The organism is Streptomyces sp. NPDC006544 (assembly GCF_040611715.1).
Taxonomy (GTDB): domain Bacteria; phylum Actinomycetota; class Actinomycetes; order Streptomycetales; family Streptomycetaceae; genus Streptomyces.
Genome location: NZ_JBEXOV010000023.1, coordinates 57559 through 76465, shown reverse-complemented (window position 1 = coordinate 76465; position 18907 = coordinate 57559). Strand labels below are relative to the sequence as shown.

The window sequence follows — 18907 nt, the reverse complement described above, 5'->3', positions numbered from 1 at the left end:
GAGAAAGATCATGGCACATCCCGAGGTCGAGATCTTCTGGCCTTCGTCGCTCCCCGCCGCCCCGGCCCTGGAAGGGCGGGACGCGCTGCGCGTGGCCGGTGTCCCCGCCACGTGCATGCTGCGGCCCACCCGGAGGGGAGCGGCCGACGTCGCCCTGGTCCTGGTGACGACCGCTGTCCTGCAGCCGTTCCTCAGCACCCTGTTCCAGCACCTCGCCGAAGAGGCGCACAAGGGGTTGCAGGCCTTCGTGGACCGACTGCTGGGAGACCGCTCGGAAGGAGCGGAGACGCCCGAGGCCGTGGTGTTCGAGTCGGCTACCGGCGGCCGGGTCACCTTCGGTGCGGATCTGCCGGCACGGGCCTACGAGCAGGCGGTCCGTCTGGACGCCAGCGGCGACCGGTGGATCTGGGACTCCCGACGCTCGATGTGGACCCCCGCCTGAGGGGTCCGGATATGGAGAGGTGCGCAGCCATGGCAGACCGACACCAGCCTCCGCCTCACGACGACGACAAATGGGGTCCGGAAACCCCCTGGCAGGAGCCGTTCATCGCACCGCAGCAGTCCCCGCCCCCACAGCCCCCGCCGTCACAGCCCCCGCCGTCACAGCCCCCGCCTCCTACGCCACCTCCCTTTGAGGCGGAAGATCACCAGCAGCGGTGGGGAGCGGCACCCTACGCGGGCCGCGCGGGAGCGCCGGACGCCTACTTGACCCCTGCCATCCTCGTCACGCTCTTCTGCTTCCTGCCGACCGGGATCGCCGCCATCGTCTTCGCCTCACAGGTCCAGGGCAAGTGGACAGCGGGTGACTTCGCGGGAGCCGCCGAAGCGTCGCGGAAAGCGAGGCTCTTCGTCATCCTGAGTCTCGCCTTCGGCTGCCTGGTGTGGCTGATCCTCCTGGCCATCGGCTTCGCCAGTGACCCGGGCACGACCACCACGCCGACGCCGTGACATCGCCACGCCTCCGGACCCTCAGGCCGGCTCCCCGGTCTTCGGCGCCGAAGACCGTCCGCGATGCCTGGCTGGGCGCGGCGTTCTTCGCAGCGGTCGCCGTCACCCTGCGGCTCGTGGACCCGACCCGGCCGGGACGGTTCCCGAGCTGTCCGTTCCACTCCCTCACGGGACTCGACTGTCCGGGCTGCGGCAGCCTGCGCGCACTCCACCAGCTGACTCTCGTCCACGTGCCGGCCGCGGCCGACTACAACCTGCTGCTGGTCGTGTTCCTGCCGTGCGCCGCGGTCGTATGGCTGCGTGCGGTCACCGGCGGGAGCGGCCGCAGAGGCGTCCCCCGGTGGGGGCCGCGCCTGGCGCTCATCGTGGTCGTCCTGTGGACGGTGCTGCGCAACCTTCCCGTCTTCGGGGGAGTGCTGGCCGCCTGACCTCCGCGGACGCGCCCAAGGGGCCCCGATCACACCCTCCAGGGCCGCACTGACGGCGGCGGGCCGCGGGCCCTCCCCTCAGGTCGGAGGGGGTGAAAAGGGGGACGGCCGGAGCCCCCGCACAGTGGGCTCCGGCCGTCGGCTCCATGGCCGTACGAGTCGGTCAGATGTCGAGGCCGCTGAGGACCATGACCCGCTCGTAGGTGTAGTCGTCCATCGCGTAGCGCACGCCCTCGCGGCCCACACCGGACTGCTTGACACCGCCGTACGGCATCTGGTCGGCACGGTAGGACGGGACGTCGCCGACGATCACGCCGCCGACCTCCAGCTCGCGGTGGGCGCGGAACGCGGTCTGGATGTTCCGCGTGAAGACGCCCGCCTGGAGGCCGAACTTCGAGTCGTTGACGGCGGCGAAGGCCTCGTCGGTGTTCTCGACCCGGCGCAGGGTGAGGACCGGCCCGAAGACCTCCTCGGTGGCGAGGCTGACGCCCTCGGGCACCTCGGCGACGACGGTGGGCTCGTACGAGGCGCCCTCGCGCTTGCCGCCCGTGAGCAGCTTGGCTCCGGCGGCGACGGCCTCGTCGACCCAGGACTCGACGCGCTTGGCGGCGTCCTCGGAGACGAGGGGGCCGACATCGGTGGCGGAGTCGTTCGGGTCGCCGGTGACCTGCTCGCGGACCTTCGTGACGACCTTCTCGACGAGGCGGTCGTAGACGGTCGCGTCGGCGATCACGCGCTGTACGCCGATGCAGGACTGGCCGGCCTGGTAGTTCGAGAAGGTCGCGATGCGCGTGGCGGCCCAGTCGAGGTCGGCCTCCGAGGACCAGTCCTCCAGGACCACGGCCGCGGCGTTGCCGCCGAGCTCCAGCGTGCAGTGCTTGTGGGGCACGGCCTGCTGGATGGCGTAGCCGACCTTGTCGGAGCCGGTGAAGGAGATGACGGGCAGGCGCTCGTCCTTGACCAGCTCCGGCATCTTGTCGTTGGCGACGGGGAGCACGGACCAGGAACCGGCCGGCAGGTCGGTCTCGGCCAGCAGCTCACCGATGATCAGACCGGAGAGCGGGGTGGCCGGGGCCGGCTTCAGGATGATCGGCGCGCCGACGGCGATGGCGGGGGCCACCTTGTGGGCGCACAGGTTCAGCGGGAAGTTGAACGGCGCGATGCCGAGGACCGGGCCCTTGACGAAGCGGCGGGTCAGGGCCAGGCGGCCGACGCCGCCGGCGTCGGTGTCCAGGCGCTGGGCCTCTCCGCCGTTGAAGCGGCGGGCCTCTTCGGCGGCGAAGCGGAACACGGACACCGCACGGCCGACCTCACCGCGGGCCCACTTGACCGGCTTGCCGTTCTCGGCGGAGATCAGCAGGGCGATCTCCTCGGTGCGCTCGACGAGCCGCCGGGAGACGTGGGCCAGGGCCTCGGCCCGTACGTGGGCGGGGGTCGCCGAGAACTCCGCCGTCACGGCGTGCGCGGCGGCCACGGCCTCTTCGACCTGGGCGTCGGTGGGGACGCTCACGGTACCGACGAGGCGGCCGTCCCACGGTGAGTGGACGTCGAAGCTGTCGTCGCCGGTGGCCTGGCGGCCGGCGAGCCAGAAGGCGTGGGTGGAAGTCATGCGGATCCCGGCCCTTCGGAGTGTGTGCGGTGGGTCCTTGTCACCTCCACCGTAGGACTCCCCCGGGGATTCGGCGTTTGTCCGGCATGGAGTACGTGCTCCGCGCGGCGCGCCGCTTTGTCAGTGTCGGGCCGGGCGCCGCGCCGTCGGGGAGCGTCGGCGCAGGGGCGCCGGCCGTCCGGAAGGGCGTGGCCGACGGTGTCTGCGACGGCGCGGCTAGGGGGCCGAGGTGGCCTTGAGGGCCAGCCAGAGCTCCATGCGGACGTCCGGGTCGTCCAGGGAGCGTCCGAGGATCTCCTCGACGCGCCGCATCCGGTAGCGCAGCGTGTGGCGGTGGACGCCGAGGTCGGCCGCCGCCGCGTCCCACTGGCCGTGGCGGGAGAGCCACGCCTGGAGCGAGGCCACCAGGTCGCCCCGGCCCTTCTCGTCGTGGTCGCGCAGCGCACGCAGCGTGCCGTCCGCGAAGGCCCGTACCGCGTCGTCGGCCAGCAGCGGCAGGACCGAGCCCGCCGCCAGGTCCTCGTGCTCGGCCATCGGGCGGCCGCGCCGCCGGGCCACGACCAGGGCCTGGTCGGCCTGCTTGAAGGCGGCCGCCACCCCGGCGGCCGTCGCGGGCGCCGACAGGCCCAGGACCAGCTCGTCGGGCTCGGGCTGCGCCGCGTCCCGGCCGCGCCGCGCTTCCAGCGCCTCCGCGTGCTCGGAGCACGCCCGCACCGCCGATCCCCCGTCGGCCGCCAGCACGACGAGGCGGCCCGGTTCCGGCACCACCAGCAGGGTCTCCCCGGTGCGTGCCGCCGCCGATTCCACCGCGTCGGCCAGCAGGGCCAGGCCCTGCGGCTGTGCGGTGCCCGCCAGGGCCGGCTCCGCCACCAGGATCCGGAAGGGGGCGTCCAGCAGGGCGCCGTACAGATCACCGGCGACGCTCTGCGCGTGCTCGGCCTGCCCGGCGAGGAGCATGCGGAGCACGGCCGCTCCGAGCCGGGACTCCGCGTCGTGCAGGGAGCGGGAGCGTTCGGTGGTGAGGGTCAGGAGGGCGACGGCCGAGTGGACCGCGTACCGCTCGGCCGTGCCGAGGGGTGCTCCGGTGCCGACGGCGAGGGCGCCCCGGGCGCGGCGACCCGTGCCCAGGGACTGCAGCTCGACCCGGTCCTCCGAGCCGCCGACGACCGCGCTGGCCGGGGCGGGCCGCTCCCGCAGCCGCTCCACGTCGGGGGTCAGCCGGGCCGCCCGGCGCGCCGCCCAGTCGGGCGCGGCGGCGACGACGGCGCCGGAGGTGTCGTACAGGGCGGCCCAGCCGTGTACGTGCGCCGCGAGCTTCGTCAGCAGATCGGCGGGGCCGTCGGCGGAGAGCGCGGCCCGCGTGAGCTCGCGCTGCGCCTCGAAGCCGGCGGTCACGGCGCGGTACTGGTCGGCGGCGAGTGCGGCGGAGACGGCCTTGCTGATGGCGAGGAACGGGGTCCGCCGGGGCACCTCCAGCAGCGGCAGGTCCTCCGCGCGGGCGGCTTCGACCAGGGCCTCGGGCACGGCGTCGTAGTTGACGCCGATGGCGAAGCCGATGCCGACGACCCCGGCCGCCGCGAGCCTGCGGACGTAGCGGCGCATCTCCTCGGGGTCCTCAGCGTCCAGCTTCATCGCGGTGATGAGGAGCAGTTCACCGCCCTCCATGTAGGGGACGGGATCGGCGAGCTCGCTGACGTGGGCCCAGCGCACGGGGGTGTCGAGGCGGCTCTCCCCGGCCCGGACGCCGAGCTTGAGCGCCGAGTGCTGGACGAGGGAGGCGAGGGTGAGCGGCATGGGTACCGGGGGCCTTAGCGGGAGGAGGGGCGGCGGCGAGGGGGCGGCGGCGAGGCGCCGACGGAGGGTTCTCGCCGTGGGAGGCCCCTGCGGATTTCGCCGTGTCGTACGAAGAGCTCCCTTTGATTCTGCCACCCCGTACGGGTCGGCTCAGCTCGGCCCGGGCGGGGCCCCGCGACCCCCTCGGGCGGGCCCGTCGGGTCAGTCAGTCCGTGGCGCCGAGCCGCACCAGCAGCGGGGCCGCCCGCTCGCCGCGCACGGAGGTGAGGGAGAGGACGGCGTGGCCGGGGGGCACGGTGTTGGCCAGGGCGGAGGCCGACCAGCGCTCGCGTTCCACCTGCCGCACGGTGACCGCGTCCGTGGTGACCGCCTTGCCGGTGACCATCTTGCGCAGCGTGTGCAGGAACCGGGTCATGGGCCGCTCGGCGTAGACGGTCCGGCTCGTGACGTCCCGCGTCTCGACCAGCTCGGTGCCCCAGGCGTCGGCGAACCACTTGCCGTCCCAGGTGGTCACCCCGGAGAAGGCCACCCGGCAGCCGACGGCCCCGAGCAGCGGGGTGCGCAGCGGTTCCGGTACGTCGTCGAGGGTGCGCAGCGCGAGCAGGACCCCCGCGTTCGCCGAGCGGAGCCGCTGCACCCCGCGCACGGCCTCGGGCGTGAGGGTCCGCGAGGCGTCGTCGAAGGCCAGGAAGGCGAAGAGCGAGCGGTCGGTGCGCGCCGCGACCGAGGCGTTGAACTGGGCGAGCAGCAGCCGGGCCAGCAGCCGGGAGGCGTCGGCGTGGCCGCGCTCGGGGAGGTCCACGCGGACCCGGATGGGGTGTTCGAGGGCGCGCGGGGAGAAGGGCCGCCCGGCGCCGGTGGTGTCGAAGAAGCCGTGGAAGGCGGGCCGGTCGAGGAGTGCGACGCGGTCGGCGAGGACGGGGCCGGGGTCGCCGTGGACCCCGTGCTGCCGGGTCCGGGCGTCGAGCTCCCGCAGCATGGCCTGGCGGCCGGCGTTCTCCAGCGCCTGGCGCAGCGTGCCGAGCGCGGCGGGCAGTCCGTCGAGGAGTTCGCGCAGTTCGGGCACGGTGGGGAAGCGGCCGTAGGCGGCCCGGAAGGGGCCGATCAGCTGGGCGAGGGCGGTCGCGGCGCGGCGTACGTCCAGGCCGGGCACATCGCCCACGAAGGCCTCGGCGAGGAGGGAGGCCGCCTCGTCGGGGTCGGTGGCGCCGCCGTAGAGGTCGAGGTCGTGGACGGACGACGGGTCGCCGGGGCGTACGACGATGTCGTAGGCCTCGTCGGGTCCGAGCGGCGCTCCGGCGGCGGCGACGGCGATCACGGCGGCCTCGCCGGCGAGGGCCTGGAGCATCAGCGACTCGACGACGGGCCGGACCAGGCGGCCGGTCTTGCCCGCTCCCGAGGGTCCGACGGCGAGCATCGAGGTGCCCAGCACCCCCGGGTCCAGGGCCAGCCCGGTTCCACGGCGCTCGTGGGGGTTGGGCTCGGCGTCGGTGACCGTGCCGAGGCGGACCTGGCCGACGGCGAGGTCGTGGCGGGCGGCGCGGACGGGCAGGTCGCGGGCTCCGGAGGGGTGGCCGCAGGCGGCGGCGCCCTTGTCCCGGACGGCCTGGACGAAGGCGGTGCGGCGGGCGGGGTCCACCAGGACGGAGTCCCAGGCCCGCCGGATGCGCACGTGGTCGACGTCGTTCATGCGCCCGGCGGCGGCCTCGGCGGCCAGCCGGTCGGCGGATTCCCCCAGACCGGCGGCGCGCAGCTGCGGCCAGCCGGCGGGGTCCTCGGGGCCCGCGGGAGCGCCCGGGAGCGGGCCGGCGGCGGCCGGGCCGGCGCCGGTGGACGCGCCCGTGCCCGTGAGGACTCCGTGGACCAGTCCGGCCCAGTCGCCGAGCCGTCCGAAGAAGAGGATGACGGGGAGGTAGATCACCGCGTAGAGGAGGTAGGTGACGGCGGAACTGGCCGCCCCGCCCAGTTCCACGTACGGCAGGTGGGCGAAGGCGAGCGGGTAGGCCGGCAGGGTCTCGCTCACGATGAGCAGGGTCAGGACCAGGGCGCCGATCAGGGCGCCCAGCGCCCGGTACCAGGGCCCGCGGGCGACGACCAGCCGGTCGAAGGCGGTCCGCCAGCCGCCGACCTGCGCGAACGCGTAGACCATCCCGAGGGTGACCAGCAGCTCGTAGAGCTCGGTCGCGGCCAGGCCCCGGTGGTCCACCGGTTCCCGTCGCAGCCCGTGGGTCCACCAGTCCTCGGGGGTGAAGAGGTCGAGGGGCACCCCGGCGAAGGGCAGCGACCCGGCCACGAAGAGCCGCCAGAGCACGAAGCAGAGGACGAGGGAGATCCCGACCCGCTTGAGGAGGGAGGCGTCGGCCACCTCGGGCCGGGGCGCGGGCGGGACGTGGGCGTGGCGCCAGACGCCGGGACCGGCGGCGGGGCGCGGAACGCGCAGCCAGTCCACGAGCGTGGCGCCCGCGGCCGGCGCCGTCCCGGGGCGGGGAGGGGCGCCCGCGGCCGGGGGCGGTGCGTGCGAGGGCATCGGAGGGAGGGCCGGCGGCATGCGGGGAGGGGCCGGCGGTCCCCCCGGCCGGGGGACGTGCCCGGTGGTGCGCGGAGCCCGCTTCTCGTGCGTGCCGTGCGTGCCGTCGGTGTCCATGAAACGCCTGCCCCCTGCCCGTTACCGCACTGTGCTGCGCGCCCAATCTAGTGGTCGGCGCCGCCCCGCGGCCCGAACCCGGTCATGATCCACGTGACACGTGCGGATTCCTTCCTATGGCCGCCACGGACAAGGACACGCGGGCACCACTCCCGAACGGAGCATGCAGGACCGGGCCCCCCGGGCCTAGCCTGCGGACAAAGACACAAGTGCGTCCGAAAACACCCCCAGGAGCCCCCTATGACCGCTGTCCCGCAGGAGCGCCGCATCGTCACCGCGATCCCCGGCCCCAAGTCGCAGGAGCTGCAGGCCCGCCGCCTGTCGACGGTGGCCGGCGGCGTGGGCTCCGTGCTTCCCGTCTTCACGGCCCGCGCGGGCGGCGGCATCATCGAGGACGTCGACGGCAACCGCATGATCGACTTCGGCTCGGGCATCGCCGTGACCTCGGTCGGCGCCTCCGCCGAGGCCGTCGTGCGCCGCGCCTCCGCGCAGCTCGCCGACTTCACCCACACCTGTTTCATGGTGACCCCGTACGAGGGTTACGTGGAGGTCTGCGAGGCCCTCGCCGAGCTCACCCCGGGCGACCACGCGAAGAAGTCGGCCCTGTTCAACTCGGGCGCCGAGGCCGTCGAGAACGCCGTGAAGATCGCGCGCTCGTACACCAAGCGCCAGGCCGTCGTCGTCTTCGACCACGGCTACCACGGCCGTACGAACCTCACGATGGCGCTGACCTCGAAGAACATGCCGTACAAGCAGGGCTTCGGGCCGTTCGCCCCCGAGGTCTACCGCGTCCCGGTCGCCTACGGCTACCGCTGGCCCACCGGCGCCGAGAACTGCGGCCCCGAGGCCGCCGCCCAGGCGATCGACCAGATCTCCAAGCAGATCGGTGCCGACAACGTCGCCGCGATCATCATCGAGCCGGTCCTCGGCGAGGGCGGCTTCATCGAGCCGGCCAAGGGCTTCCTGCCGGCGCTCGTGAAGTTCGCCAACGACAACGGCATCGTCTTCGTCGCCGACGAGATCCAGTCCGGCTTCTGCCGCACCGGCCAGTGGTTCGCGTGCGAGGACGAGGGCGTCGTCCCCGACCTGATCACGACCGCCAAGGGCATCGCGGGCGGCCTGCCGCTCGCCGCCGTGACCGGCCGCGCCGAGATGATGGACTCCGTCCACGGCGGCGGGCTGGGCGGCACCTACGGTGGCAACCCGGTGGCCTGCGCCGGTGCGCTCGGCTCCATCGAGACCATGAAGGAGCTCGACCTCAACGCCGCGGCGAAGAAGATCGAGTCGGTCATGAAGGCCCGCCTGACGGCCATGCAGGAGAAGTACGAGATCATCGGTGACATCCGCGGCCGCGGCGCCATGATCGCGATCGAGCTCGTGAAGGACCCGGCTTCCAAGACCCCGAACCCGGAAGCCGCCGGCGCGCTCGCCAAGGCCTGCCACGCCGAGGGCGTGCTGGTCCTCACCTGCGGCACCTACGGCAACGTGCTCCGCTTCCTCCCGCCGCTCGTCATCGGCGAGGACCTGCTGAACGAGGGTCTGGACGTCATCGAGGCCGCTTTCGCGGCTCTCTGATCGAACGTCTGACAGGCTTGGTAGAACGTACGGGCAGAACACTCGATCAGGCCTCGGTCACTACCGGCGGTAACGGTCGGACACTGTGAAGAACGTGTGGGGGGCCGATGGCGGGAGCGTTTTCCTGCTGTCGGTCCCCCTTTCGCTGCCGTACGGTTTCTGCAGATGAGTGAGACACCCCGCTCCCGGGAAACCGGGGGCGACACCAGTACCGGGCTTCCCCAGCGCCGCACTGGGCATGCGTTCGCGCACACTCCTCACCGATCGGACAGCCGTACGCCCCAAACCCCCCGGGGCGCACGGCAACCCGGTCCGGCCGGCCGTCCCGGAACCACCCCCCCTGTTCCGGGACGGCCGGCCACTCTCCTCTTCGCGCTCTGCGCCCTCTGCGCCGCGCTCTTCGCCCTGATCACCTGGCAGGTCCTGGTGCCGGGCCCCCTGCTGACCCCCGACGCCGGCCTCAGCCGCGCCGTGGTCCGCACCGTCCCGGACTCGGTCACCCAACGCCTCTCCGACCTCGGCAACATCCCGGTCGCCCTGCCGGTCCTCGTCCTCGCGGTCGTCCTCGCGGCCCGGCGCGGCGACCGCCGCGGCGCCGCGGCCGCGGCGCTGGCCATGGCCCTGGTGCCCGCCCTGGTCGTCCCGCTGAAGGAGTGGACCGCACGGCCGGGCCCCCTGGAGCCCTGGGCCTCCGGCTACTTCCCCTCGGGCCACACCGCCACCGCGTACGTGGCCTACGGCGCCGCCGCCCTCCTGGTGCGCCCGTACACCCGGCGCCCCTGGCCCCTGCCCCTCGCCGCCGTCCTCACGGCCCTGACGGCCACGGGGCTGATCCTGCGCGGCTACCACTGGCCGCTGGACGTCCTGGCCAGCCTCCTGATGTGCACACCGCTGCTGCTGGGCGTCCGCAGGCTGGCCGCTCGGCCTGTCGGACCCTCCGCCTAGGATTCTGCCGATCTTGGGATTCTTCTCCAACGAAGGGCGGGGGCGCCATGGGTGCCAGTGGCTGGGACTACGTGACGACGTACGAGGGGGACGTGCAGGCATCGCTGGACGCCCTGCACGCGCGGGTGTTCGTCGAGGAGTTCGGCGAGACCGGCGACTACCCGGACCTGGCCGCCCTGTGGGCGGACGGCGAGTTCATGGGCACGGGCGGCACGCACACGATCCTCGACGTCCCGGTGGCCACCACCGGCTCCGGGGGCGAGGCGGAGGGCACCTTGCGGCCGCTGTCCCCCGAGCGCCTGCTGCACCACTTCGGCGATCGGCGGCCCACGGTCGGCCTGTTCGAGGAGCTGGTGGCCGCGGCCGGCCGGGCGATGAGCCACGAGGAGTACGAACAGAGCCTGCTGGGCGAGGACTTCCCGCACTGGGGCGGCCTGTACGTCCTCCTGTACGGAGAGGACGGACCCGGAGCCGACGGCTCCGAGCCGACCCACGTGGGCTTCCTCGGCTGCTCCGGGGACTAGCGCGGAGATGAAGCGGGCGCGGGGCCGGACCGCGGTCCCGGGGGACGGCGGTCCGGCCGCGGCGGTCCCCGGGGACGGGCGGACGCGCTGGCGGTGGCGGACCGGGCCCGTCAGCCGCCGAAGTAGGCGTCGAAGTTCTTCGAGAACTCCCAGCCGCCGAAGCGGTCCCAGTTGACCGACCAGGTCATCAGGCCGCGCAGCGCGGGCCAGGTGCCGTGCGTCTGGTAGGAGCCGCAGTCGGTGTGCTTCGTCAGGCAGTCCAGCGCCCTGTTCACCTCCGCGGGGGACGTGTGCCCGTTGCCCGCGTTGGTGGTGGCCGGGAGGCCGATGGCGACCTGTTCCGGGCGCAGCGGCGGGAAGACGCGGGAGGTGTTGCCCGCGACGGGGAAGCCGGTGAGCAGCATGTCGGTCATGGCGATGTGGAAGTCGGCGCCGCCCATGGAGTGGTACTGGTTGTCGATGCCCATGATCGAGCCCGAGTTGTAGTCCTGGACGTGGAGCAGGGTGAGGTCGTCGCGCAGGGCGTGGATGACCGGGAGGTAGGCGCCCGCTCGTGGGTCCTGGCCGCCCCAGGGGCCGGAGCCGTAGTACTGGTAGCCGAGCTGGACGAAGAAGGTCTCGGGGGCCATGGTCAGGACGAAGTCCGGTCCGTACCTGGCCTTGAGGGTCTTGACGGCGGAGATCAGGTTGACGATCACCGGGGTGGTGGGGGCCCGGAAGTCGGTGTCCCCGGTGGCCAGCGAGAGGGAGTGGCCTTCGAAGTCGATGTCGAGGCCGTTGAGCCCGTACTCGTCGATGATCTTGCTGACGGAGGAGACGAAGGTGTCACGGGCGGCCGTGGTGCCCAGTTGGACCTGTCCGTTCTGACCTCCGATGGAGATCAGAACCTTCTTGCCCGCGGCCTGCTTGGCCTTGACGGCCGCCTTGAACTCCGCGGCCGATTCGACGTTCGGGCATTCACTCACCGGGCAGAGCTGGAAGCGGATGTCGCCCGAGGTCACGGAAGTCGGTTCGCCGAAGGCCAGGTTGATGACGTCCCACGAGGCGGGCACGTCGGCCATCCGGACGTAGCCGGAGCCGTTGGCGAAGCTGGCGTGCAGGTAGCCGACGAGGGCGTGCGCGGGCAGCCCGGGGTTGCCCGGGTTGCCGCCGCCCGGCGTGGTCACCGCGGCGGCGGTGCTCTTCGGGGATTCGCCTGCCGCGTTGACCGCGCTGACCTGGAAGGAGTAGGCGGTGGAGGCGGTGAGGCCGGTGACGGTCGCCGAAGTGCCGTTGACGGACGTCGGGGCGGCGCCGTCCCGGTAGACCTTGTACGAGGTGGCGCCGGCCGCCGCCGTCCAGCTCAGGCCGACGGAGGTCGGGGAGGCCGCCGAGGCCGTCAGGCCGGTGGGGGCCGCCGGGGGCTGGGGCTGCCCGGGTCCGGAGCCGCCGGGGTCGGGACCGACGAGGGTGACGTCGTCGGTGAAGTGCGGCGGCTGGCCGTACCAGCCCTGGGTGTACACGGTCACCGAGGTGGTGGCCGCTCCGGTACGGAAGCTCGTGCTCAGCTGCTTCCACGCACCCGGCGTCTGGGCCCAGGTCTGCACGTCCGTGGTCCCGGTGCCGGTGGCGCCGAGGTAGACGTACGCGCCCTGCACCCAGGCGGTCAGGGTGTAGGCGGAGTCGGGCTTGACGGTGACGGTCTGGGAGCAGCGGGCGTTGTCCTGCCCGGCCGGAGTGCCCTTGAGGGCGGAACTCCCCGCGTGGGTCGGGGTGCTGACGACGGATCCGCCGGCGGCCGAGCAGCTCCAGCCGTCGAGCCCGGTTTCGAAGCCGCCGTTGCGGACGAGGTCGGCGTCGGCCGCCGCCGCCGACGGGCCGGTGGCGAGGAGGCCGGCCGCCGCGAGGGCGGCGGCGGTAAGGAGGGACAGGGCCGTTCTTCTGACGGCGCCTCTTGTTGCGCGCACAACTGCCTCCGGTGCATGGGGGGATGGAGCCAGGCCACAGGTGGTGGAGGGGGCGCGCCCAAGATGGTCCAGACCAATCCGCTTGTCAAGACTTCCCGCCCCTCCGGCTCAGGGCGCGCGCCGCCGCCTCGTGCATCGCGAGCTCCAGCAGCACCGGATCGGTGAGCGTGCCCCGCCCGTCGGGGACCACCAGCCAGCGCACCCCGCCCGTGGCCCGGCCGGGATACGGGACCACGATCCAGGTCCCGTGCCCGGCTCCCCGGACGCCCGTCCCGATCCAGCGGGAGGCCGTGCCCGGGGGGACGAAGAAGCCCAGCCGGGTGTCACCGAAATCGGCGAGCACCGGGCCGGGCAGGTCCGTCAGGAGGCCGAGCACACCGAGGGCGGTCTGCCCCAGGTCGCCCGGCAGGATCAGTACGTCCCAGCGCCGGCCGGCGGGCAGCAGGGCGACCCCGAGGGGGTTGCGCTCCCACTCCCACCGGCAGGCCTGCGGGTCGGGTGCCGCCGAGACCAGCCATTGCACGGCCGCTTCGTCCCCAGGGATCGCCATCGCCCGGCCTCCGTTCTCTCTGTGCGCGGTGAAGGGTTCTCCACCGCAGAGAGCGGGGCCGGGCTCGGGTATGACGCGGGTTTCGTTACTCCATGGCAGTGAACCGGGTCACAGGGCGAGGGGCGCGTGCGCCGCGGACGGGCGCCTCGTGACCGGTCGGCCCACGGGCGTCACGGGCCGGTGCGGAGGGCGGCCGCGACGCCGTCCGGCGTCAGCTGTCGAAGCCGAGGCCGAGCCGGTCCAGCGCCTTGAGCCACAGGTTCCGGTGACCGCCCAGGCGGTCCGCCCGCGCCAGCGACCACTTGGTGAGGGTGATTCCGGTCCAGGCGAAGGGCTCCGGCGGGAACGGCATCGGCTTGGAGCGGACCATCTCCAGCTCCGTGCGCTCGGTCCGCTCCCCCGCCAGGAGGTCCAGCATCACCTCGGCGCCGAAGCGGGTGGCGCCGACGCCGAGTCCGGTGAAGCCGGCCGCGTAGGCCACCTTCCCCTTGTGCGCGGTGCCGAAGAACGCCGAGAAGCGGGAGCAGGTGTCGATCGCCCCGCCCCAGGCGTGGCTGAACTTCACCCCTTCCAGCTGCGGGAAGCAGGTGAAGAACTGCTCGGCGAGCTTGAGGTAGGTCTCGGGCCGGTGGTCGTGCGCGGGGTCGAGCTTGCCTCCGTACGGGTAGATGGCGTCGTAGCCGCCCCACAGGATCCGCCGGTCGGGGGTGATCCGGAAGTAGTGGAACTGGTTGGCGCTGTCGCCGAGTCCCTGCCGGTTCCTCCAGCCGATCGACTCCAGCTGCTCCTCGGAGAGCCGCTCGGTCATCAGGGCGTAGTCGTAGACCGGGACGGTGAGCGGGCGCACCCGCTTGACCAGCGACGGGAAGATGTTGGTGCCGAGGGCCACCCGGCGGGCGAAGACCCGCCCGTAGGGGGTGCGCACGGCCATCCCGGCCCCGGAGCCGGCCAGGTCCAGGCCGCGCGTGTTCTCGTAGACCCGCACGCCGAGGTCCTTGCAGGCCCGCTTCAGGCCCCAGGCGAGCTTCGCCGGGTTGAGCATGGCGACGCCGTCGCGGTCCCAGATCCCGCCGAGGAAGGTCGGGGAGTCGACCTCGGCGCGCAGGGCTTCGCGGTCCAGCCATTCGGAGCCGCCCGCGAGGCCCAGCTTCTGGGCCTCCTCGTGGAGCTCGCGCAACTCCTCGACCTGGTGCGGCTCGGTGGCCACGTCGATCTCGCCGCTGCGTTCGAAGTCGCAGTCGATGCCGTAGCGGGCGACGGCGGCCTCGATGGCGTCGAGGTTGCGGGCGCCGAGCTCCTCCAGCGTGGCCAGCTCGTCCGGCCAGCGGGCCAGCCCGTTGCCCAGGCCGTGGGTGAGGGAGGCGGCGCAGAAGCCGCCGTTGCGGCCCGAGGCGGCCCAGCCCACCTCGTGCCCCTCGATCAGTACGACGTCCCGGGCGGGGTCCCGCTCCTTGGCGATCAGCGCGGTCCACAAGCCGCTGTAGCCGCCGCCGATGACGAGCAGGTCGCAGTGCTCGTCCCCGGTGAGGGCGGGCTCGGCGGCCGGCTTGCCGGGGTCGTCCAGCCAGTACGAGACCGGCTTCGCGTCGGAAAGGGATCGTGCAGCGGTGCGCATGGCGTCTGGGGCCATGTCTTCCAACTCCCTACGGGTGCTGCCCTGTGTTACTTGGGCTGTGCTTTCTTGCGGCGGTTGCCGACCATCTGGCCGGCGAGGACCACCAGCACCGCGATGACGAACATCGCCGTGCCGATGACGTTGATCTGTACAGGCGTACCGCGCTGGGCCGATCCCCAGACGAACATGGGGAAGGTGACGGTGTTGCCCGAGTTGAAGTTGGTGATGATGAAGTCGTCGAACGAGAGCGCGAAGGAGAGCAGCGCGCCCGCCGCGATCCCGGGGGCCGCGATCGGCAGGGTCACCCGCAGGAAGGTCTGCACGGGACCGGCGTAGAGGTCGCGGGCGGCTTCCTCCAGCCGGGGGTCCATGGACAGGACGCGGGCCTTGACGGCGGCGACGACGAAGCTGAGGCAGAACATGACGTGGGCGATCAGGATCGTCCAGAAGCCCAGCTGGACGCCCATGTTGAGGAAGAGGGCGAGCAGCGAGGCGGCCATCACGATCTCGGGCATGGCCATCGGAAGGAAGATCAGCGAGTTGACCGCGCCGCGTCCCCGGAAGCGGTAGCGGACCATCGCGAAGGCGATCGCGGTGCCCAGCACGGTCGCGCCGATGGTGGCCCACAGGGCGATCTGGAGGGAGAGCGAGAGGGAGGCGCACATGTCGGCGACCCCGCACGGATCCTTCCACGCGTCGAGGGAGAACTCCTGCCAGGCGTAGTTGAAGCGTCCGGCGGGGTTGTTGAAGGAGAAGACCGTGACGACGACGTTCGGCAGGATCAGGTAGGCGAGCGTGCCGAGGCCCGCGATCACGACCAGATTGCGGCGCAGCCAGGTGGTGGCGTTCTTCATCAGACCAGGTCCTCCGTCCCCGCTCGGCGGATGTAGATGGTGACCATGACGAGCACGATGGCCATGAGGATGAAGGACAGCGCGGCCGCCGTCGGGTAGTCGAGGATGCGCAGGTACTGCGACTGGATGACGTTGCCGATCATCCGGGTGTCCGTGGAGCCGAGCAGCTCGGCGTTGACGTAGTCGCCGCTCGCCGGGATGAAGGTGAGCAGGGTCCCGGAGACCACCCCCGGCATGGACAGCGGGAAGGTCACCTTGCGGAAGACCGTGGCGGGGCGGGCGTACAGGTCCCCGGCCGCCTCGTGGAGGCGGGTGTCGATGCGCTCCAGGGAGGTGTACAGCGGCAGGATCATGAAGGGGAGGAAGTTGTACGTCAGACCGCAGACGACCGCGAGCGGCGTGGCGAGGACACGGTCGCCCTCGGTCATGCCGAGCCAGCTGGTGACGTCCAGGAAGCCGATCGAGTTGAGCACGCCGACCACGGGGCCGCCGTCGGCCAGGATCGTCTTCCAGGCGAGGGTGCGGATCAGGAAGCTGGTGAAGAACGGGGCGATGACCAGCACCAGCAGGAGGTTGCGCCAGCGTCCGGCCTTGAAGGCGATCAGGTAGGCCAGCGGATAGCCCAGCAGCAGGCACAGCGCGGTCGCGGTGGCCGCGTAGAGGAGGGAGCGCAGGAACTGCGGGTAGTAGTCGGTGAAGGCGTCCCAGTAGGTCTGGAAGTGCCAGGTGACCTGGAAGCCCTCTTCGAGGGAGCCGGTCTGCACCGAGGTCGAGGCCTGGTAGATCATCGGCAGCACGAAGAAGACGAACAGCCACAGGATGCCCGGGAGCAGCAGCCAGTACGGGACCAGGCGCTTCCTCAGGGACGGCTTGTGGACCGGGGGCCCGTCGCCGACCGCGGCCTGCGGCAGCACGGCGGGGGCGGTCATGCGCCCTCCTCGACCGTCTCGATGCCCGCGTCGATGTCCTGGTCGGCGTCGAGGCCGAAGGTGTGGGCCGGGTTCCAGTGCAGGATCACCTCGGCGCCGGGGACCAGGCGGGCGTCGCGCTCGATGTTCTGGACGTACACCTCCAGCTCGGAGCAGACCGGGCTGTCGATGACGAACTGGGTGGAGACGCCGATGAAGGAGGACTCGGCGATCCTGCCCGCGATCCTGTTGCGGCCGGCCGCTATGGTCTCCGCCTCGTCCGCGTGGACCAGGGATATCTTCTCCGGGCGTACCCCGACCAGCAGCTTCCCGCCGGCGCGGGGGGCGGTCGAACACCGCGCCGCCGGGACGCGGAGCTTCGTGCCCGCCGAGCCGACCACGACGTCGGCCGGACCGGCCTCCAGGACCTCGGCCTCGATGAGGTTGGAGGTGCCGAGGAAGTTCGCCACGAAGGTCGTCTTCGGGTTCTCGTACAGCTCGGCGGGGGCGCCGAGCTGCTCGACCCGGCCGCCGTTCATCACCGCGACCGTGTCGGCCATGGTCATGGCCTCCTCCTGGTCGTGCGTGACGTGCACGAAGGTGATGCCGACCTCGGTCTGGATCCTCTTCAGCTCCAGCTGCATCTGCCGGCGCAGCTTGAGGTCGAGGGCGCCGAGCGGCTCGTCGAGGAGGAGGACCTGCGGGTGGTTGATGAGCGCGCGGGCCACGGCGACGCGCTGCTGCTGGCCGCCGGAGAGCTGGTGCGGCTTGCGCCCGGCGAACTGGCCGAGCTGGACCAGTTCCAGCATGTCGTCGACCTGCTTCTTGACGGACTTGATGCCGCGGCGGCGCAGCCCGAAGGCGATGTTCTCGCTGACGTCGAGGTGCGGGAAGAGCGCGTAGCTCTGGAAGACCGTGTTGACCGGCCGCTTGTACGGCGGCAGGTGGGTGACCTCGCGGTCGCCGAGGCTCACGGTGCCGGTCGAGGGCTCCTCCAGGCCGGCGATCATGCGCAGGGTGGTGGTCTTCCCGCAGCCGGACGCGCCGAGCAGGGCGAAGAAGGACCCCTGGGGGATGGTGAGATCCAGCGGCTGCACTGCGGTGAAGGAACCGTAGTGCTTGCTGATCCCGGCGAGTCGGACGTCGCCGCTCGCGGTCTTGTCAGTCATGGGCCTGGGCCTTCGGTGGTGGTGTCGTGGAAGGGGCAGGTGCCGGTGGGGATGCCGGTGGTGGCGGCGGGATCCCTCAGGCTCCGATGAGCTTGGCGAACTTCTCCTCGTACGCCGTCTCTTCCTCGCTGGTGAGGGAGCGGAAGGCGTGCGACTTGGCGGCCATCTCCTTGTCCGGGACGATCAGGACGTTGTCCGCGAGCGCCGGGTCGATCTTGGCCAGCTCGTCCTTGACGCCCTCGACGGGGCAGACGTAGCTGATGAACGCGGCCAGCTGGGCCGCCACCGCCGGCTCGTAGTAGTAGTCGATGAGCTTCTCCGCGTTGGCCTTGTGCCGGGCCTTCACGGGGACCAGGAGGTTGTCGCTCGAGGTGATGTAGCCGGCCGCCGGGATCGCGTACTGGATGTCCGGGTTGCCGGCCTGGAGCTGGATGACGTCGCCCGCCCAGGCCAGGCAGGCGGCGAGGTCGCCCTTGTCGAGGTCCGCGGTGTAGTCGTTGCCGGTGAAGCGGCGGATCTGCTTCTTGTCCACGCCCTTCTGGAGCCGCCCGATCGCCGCGTCGTAATCGGCGTCGGTGAAGTTCGCCGGGTCCTTGCCCTGGTCCAGGAGCGTCATCCCGACGCTGTCGCGCATCTCGGTGAGGAAGCCGACACGGCCCTTGAGGGAGGGGTCGTCGAGCAGTTGCGTGACGGAGTCGACCTTCTTGCCGCCGGTGGCCTTGGTGTTGTAGGCGATGACGGTGTCGATGCCGGTCCACGGGTAGCTGTGCGCGCGGCCCGGGTCCCAGTCGGGGTTGCGGAACTGCGGGATCAGGTTGGCGTAGGCGTGCGGGAGGCGGGCCGCGTCCAGCTTCTGCGCCCAGCCCAGGCGGATGATGCGCGAGGCGAGCCAGTCGGTGACCACGATCAGGTCGCGGCCGGTGTCCTGGCCGGCCGCGAGCTGGGGACGGATCTTGCCGAAGAACTCGACGTTGTCGTTGATGTCCTCGGTGTACTTGACCTTGATCCCGGTCCGCTGGGTGAACTCCTCCAGCGTGGGACGGGACTTCTCGTCCTCACTGGTGTCCATGTACTCGGTCCAGTTGGAGAAGTTGAGCTCCTTCTCCTGCTCCGAGTGGTCGTCGGAGGCCGTGGCCGCCTCGCCCTCGCGCTTGGCGGGCGGGATGCCGCATCCGGCGACGGCGGACAGACCGCCGAGGGTGAGCGCTCCGACTCCGGAGGCGCGCAGCAGCGAACGGCGGGTGAGGGCGCCGCGCCCGCTGTCGACACTGCGTCGTATCGCGGCGAGTTGCGCCGCCGAGAGGCGGTCGGGCTCGAACTGCTCCATGGGAGGTGCCCTTTCGGGATGGGTGCGGGCCGCTGGTCGGGCGGCGGATGCCCCGCGGCGGCAGCCGCGAA

At 72.2% G+C, this 18907-nt stretch carries 16 protein-coding genes; 6 read left to right on the top strand and 10 right to left on the bottom strand.

Annotation, left to right across the window (positions count from 1 at the left end; all coding sequences use genetic code 11):
• Positions 1 to 10 precede the first annotated feature (10 nt).
• The 3 genes from ABZY44_RS14005 (at position 11) to ABZY44_RS13995 (ending at position 1376) form a co-directional block, all read left to right on the top strand.
• A complete protein-coding gene (locus tag ABZY44_RS14005) occupies positions 11 to 442 on the top strand; it encodes a hypothetical protein (protein WP_356653320.1) in 432 nt (143 codons plus the stop codon).
• Positions 443 to 705: 263 nt separating this feature from the next.
• Positions 706 to 948: a CD225/dispanin family protein gene (locus ABZY44_RS14000; protein WP_356653318.1), complete on the top strand. Its 243-nt coding sequence runs from the start codon at positions 706 to 708 to the stop codon at positions 946 to 948.
• Complete coding sequence (locus ABZY44_RS13995; RefSeq protein ID WP_356653316.1) at positions 945 to 1376, top strand: DUF2752 domain-containing protein; 432 nt, start codon at positions 945 to 947, stop codon at positions 1374 to 1376. Before ABZY44_RS14000 ends, ABZY44_RS13995 begins: the two co-directional genes overlap by 4 nt.
• A gap of 163 nt (positions 1377 to 1539) precedes the next feature.
• Here ABZY44_RS13995 and ABZY44_RS13990 read toward each other — a convergent pair whose 3' ends face one another.
• The 3 genes from ABZY44_RS13990 to ABZY44_RS13980 form a co-directional block, all read right to left on the bottom strand.
• Complete coding sequence (locus ABZY44_RS13990) at positions 1540 to 2985, bottom strand: aldehyde dehydrogenase family protein (protein ID WP_356653314.1); 1446 nt, start codon at positions 2983 to 2985, stop codon at positions 1540 to 1542.
• A gap of 216 nt (positions 2986 to 3201) precedes the next feature.
• A complete protein-coding gene (locus ABZY44_RS13985; RefSeq protein WP_356653312.1) occupies positions 3202 to 4779 on the bottom strand; it encodes a PucR family transcriptional regulator in 1578 nt (525 codons plus the stop codon).
• 205 nt (positions 4780 to 4984) lie between these two features.
• The gene (locus ABZY44_RS13980) at positions 4985 to 7306 is read right to left on the bottom strand and encodes an ATP/GTP-binding protein (RefSeq protein ID WP_356653310.1); all 2322 of its coding nucleotides are present in this window, start codon (positions 7304 to 7306) and stop codon (positions 4985 to 4987) included.
• 357 nt (positions 7307 to 7663) lie between these two features.
• Here ABZY44_RS13980 and gabT point away from each other — a divergent pair, with 357 nt between their 5' ends.
• From gabT to ABZY44_RS13965, 3 genes are all read left to right on the top strand, one after another.
• Positions 7664 to 8998: a 4-aminobutyrate--2-oxoglutarate transaminase gene (gabT, locus tag ABZY44_RS13975; RefSeq protein WP_356653308.1), complete on the top strand. Its 1335-nt coding sequence runs from the start codon at positions 7664 to 7666 to the stop codon at positions 8996 to 8998.
• A 165-nt stretch (positions 8999 to 9163) separates the two neighbouring features.
• On the top strand, positions 9164 to 9943 hold the full coding sequence (locus tag ABZY44_RS13970; protein WP_356653306.1) for a phosphatase PAP2 family protein: 780 nt from the start codon (positions 9164 to 9166) through the stop codon (positions 9941 to 9943).
• 47 nt (positions 9944 to 9990) lie between these two features.
• Positions 9991 to 10467 (top strand): hypothetical protein, encoded by a 477-nt coding sequence (locus ABZY44_RS13965; protein ID WP_356653304.1) that lies wholly within the window; start codon positions 9991 to 9993, stop codon positions 10465 to 10467.
• 110 nt (positions 10468 to 10577) lie between these two features.
• Here the strand turns inward: ABZY44_RS13965 and ABZY44_RS13960 are convergent, their stop codons facing one another.
• From ABZY44_RS13960 to ABZY44_RS13930, 7 genes are all read right to left on the bottom strand, one after another.
• Positions 10578 to 12413, bottom strand: a complete 1836-nt coding sequence (locus tag ABZY44_RS13960) for a glycoside hydrolase family 18 protein (protein ID WP_356653302.1) — start codon at positions 12411 to 12413, stop codon at positions 10578 to 10580.
• Positions 12414 to 12498: 85 nt separating this feature from the next.
• Positions 12499 to 12963 (bottom strand): hypothetical protein, encoded by a 465-nt coding sequence (locus tag ABZY44_RS13955; protein ID WP_356653300.1) that lies wholly within the window; start codon positions 12961 to 12963, stop codon positions 12499 to 12501.
• Between the two features lie 211 nt (positions 12964 to 13174).
• Positions 13175 to 14593, bottom strand: coding sequence for an FAD-dependent oxidoreductase (locus tag ABZY44_RS13950; RefSeq protein ID WP_356653298.1), 1419 nt, complete (start codon positions 14591 to 14593; stop codon positions 13175 to 13177).
• Between the two features lie 32 nt (positions 14594 to 14625).
• A complete protein-coding gene (locus ABZY44_RS13945) occupies positions 14626 to 15432 on the bottom strand; it encodes an ABC transporter permease (RefSeq protein ID WP_356653296.1) in 807 nt (268 codons plus the stop codon).
• Entirely contained in the window at positions 15432 to 16361 is a 930-nt protein-coding gene (locus ABZY44_RS13940) for an ABC transporter permease (RefSeq protein ID WP_356653294.1), read from the bottom strand. Before ABZY44_RS13940 ends, ABZY44_RS13945 begins: the two co-directional genes overlap by 1 nt.
• Positions 16358 to 17509, bottom strand: coding sequence for an ABC transporter ATP-binding protein (locus tag ABZY44_RS13935; RefSeq protein ID WP_356653292.1), 1152 nt, complete (start codon positions 17507 to 17509; stop codon positions 16358 to 16360). The genes ABZY44_RS13940 and ABZY44_RS13935 overlap by 4 nt, the downstream gene beginning before the upstream one ends.
• A 76-nt stretch (positions 17510 to 17585) precedes the next feature.
• Complete coding sequence (locus ABZY44_RS13930; RefSeq protein ID WP_356653290.1) at positions 17586 to 18836, bottom strand: spermidine/putrescine ABC transporter substrate-binding protein; 1251 nt, start codon at positions 18834 to 18836, stop codon at positions 17586 to 17588.
• Positions 18837 to 18907 lie beyond the last annotated feature (71 nt).

Excerpts from the sequence above, each read along its gene's own strand:
- ABZY44_RS13955 (WP_356653300.1), bottom strand. The coding sequence starts at position 12,963 with ATGGCGATCCCTGGGGACGAAGCGGCCGTGCAATGGCTGGTCTCGGCG.
- ABZY44_RS13965 (WP_356653304.1), top strand. The coding sequence starts at position 9,991 with ATGGGTGCCAGTGGCTGGGACTACGTGACGACGTACGAGGGGGACGTG.
- ABZY44_RS14005 (WP_356653320.1), top strand. The coding sequence starts at position 11 with ATGGCACATCCCGAGGTCGAGATCTTCTGGCCTTCGTCGCTCCCCGCC.
- ABZY44_RS13985 (WP_356653312.1), bottom strand. The coding sequence starts at position 4,779 with ATGCCGCTCACCCTCGCCTCCCTCGTCCAGCACTCGGCGCTCAAGCTC.
- ABZY44_RS13935 (WP_356653292.1), bottom strand. The coding sequence starts at position 17,509 with ATGACTGACAAGACCGCGAGCGGCGACGTCCGACTCGCCGGGATCAGC.
- ABZY44_RS13950 (WP_356653298.1), bottom strand. The coding sequence starts at position 14,593 with ATGGCCCCAGACGCCATGCGCACCGCTGCACGATCCCTTTCCGACGCG.
- ABZY44_RS13930 (WP_356653290.1), bottom strand. The coding sequence starts at position 18,836 with ATGGAGCAGTTCGAGCCCGACCGCCTCTCGGCGGCGCAACTCGCCGCG.
- ABZY44_RS13945 (WP_356653296.1), bottom strand. The coding sequence starts at position 15,432 with ATGAAGAACGCCACCACCTGGCTGCGCCGCAATCTGGTCGTGATCGCG.
- ABZY44_RS13980 (WP_356653310.1), bottom strand. The coding sequence starts at position 7,306 with ATGCCCTCGCACGCACCGCCCCCGGCCGCGGGCGCCCCTCCCCGCCCC.
- ABZY44_RS13990 (WP_356653314.1), bottom strand. The coding sequence starts at position 2,985 with ATGACTTCCACCCACGCCTTCTGGCTCGCCGGCCGCCAGGCCACCGGC.
- ABZY44_RS13940 (WP_356653294.1), bottom strand. The coding sequence starts at position 16,361 with ATGACCGCCCCCGCCGTGCTGCCGCAGGCCGCGGTCGGCGACGGGCCC.
- gabT (WP_356653308.1), top strand. The coding sequence starts at position 7,664 with ATGACCGCTGTCCCGCAGGAGCGCCGCATCGTCACCGCGATCCCCGGC.
- ABZY44_RS13970 (WP_356653306.1), top strand. The coding sequence starts at position 9,164 with ATGAGTGAGACACCCCGCTCCCGGGAAACCGGGGGCGACACCAGTACC.